At 63.1% G+C, this 1,233-nt stretch carries 2 protein-coding genes; both read left to right on the forward strand.

What is annotated here, in order from left to right:
• On the forward strand, nucleotides 1–1,034 hold a 1,034-nt coding region (locus tag U1700_RS14875; RefSeq protein WP_332753460.1), incomplete at its 5' end, for an HlyD family secretion protein.
• 1 nt (nucleotide 1,035) lies between these two features.
• Nucleotides 1,036–1,233: cysteine peptidase family C39 domain-containing protein (locus U1700_RS14880; protein ID WP_332753461.1), on the forward strand; the 198-nt coding region annotated here is incomplete at its 3' end.

A 1,233-nucleotide genomic window follows, 5' to 3' on the forward strand; every position in this document is an offset into this window, starting at 1 on the left:
GTGCGGCCCAGATCGTTCCGTCCCGTGCTGGCATCATAACCGGCATTGCAGTGAAAGAAGGCGAGCGAGTATCGTCCTCAGCCCCGTTGGTATCGATCCGCGTCGAGGAGATGGAGCGAACCGGCGGCACCGGTCCAGCACAAGTGCTGACCGCCTTGGGCGAACAGGATGCCCAGCTTGCGGCACAGGAACGATCGACACTGTCCAGTGCCAGGGCGACACGCCAGCGGCTGGCGGCGCAAATCGGCGGCCTTCATGCCGAAATCGCCGCGCTGGACGAGCAGATCGCCACGCAGCGGAGCCTGGTCAATGTCGCACAGGGAGATTACGATCGGTCGCAAACAATTGCGACCAAGGGATTCCTCAGTAGACGCGATCTTCAAGCGCGTGAGGAAACCCTGCTCGGTCGTCAGCAGCAACTCGCCAGTCTCGGCCAGGCGCGGGCCGACAAACAGGCCAGCCTCATGGAAGCGTCCCGCGCGATCGAGGAGGCGGGGCGCACCGCACAGGCGACGGCGGCTGGTATCGCGGGCGACCGGGCCTCGGTCGCGCAGCGGCGGTTCGATGTGGAAGCCTCGCGTGGTTACACGCTGACCGCGCCGATCGCCGGCGTCGTCACTGCGGTGACGGCGCGTATCGGGCAGCCCGCGCAGGGCAATGCGCCGTTAATGACGATCGTGCCGGCTGGCGCGAAACTCCAAGCCCAACTCTATGTGCCGACCCAGGCGGCTGGCTTCCTATCTGTCGGACAGGGAGTCCGCCTGCAGGTCGATGCTTTTCCCTATGAACGGTTCGGTTCGGTGCTGGCCACGGTAGAGCGGATCAGCTCGGCCGCTATCAACCGTACTAACGCCAACGGTCAATCCGAACCCGTCTACTTGGTCATCGCTGCCATCAAGGACCCGCGAATCTATGCGTTCGGTCGCTTTCATCGCCTGCAACCCGACATGACATTGACCGCGCGCATTGTCACTGAGAGACGGTCATTGGCGGAATGGCTGTTTGAGCCGATCCTTGCGGTACGGCGCCGCTGACATGGCGAAGCTCGATCTTAGCCTGTTCGGTCGCCATTCGGTTCGCCACATTCGTCAGACCGAGGTTGCCGAATGCGGATTGGCATGCCTGGCGATGATTGCGAGCTTTCATGGCCTGGATACCGACCTTAACACGCTGCGACGCCACCATGCACCGTCGTTACGCGGCGTATCGCTCAAGAGCCTGATTTCGGTCGCC

The sequence above is a fragment of the Sphingomonas sp. RB1R13 genome (assembly GCF_036663775.1).
Classification (GTDB): Bacteria; Pseudomonadota; Alphaproteobacteria; order Sphingomonadales; family Sphingomonadaceae; genus Sphingomicrobium.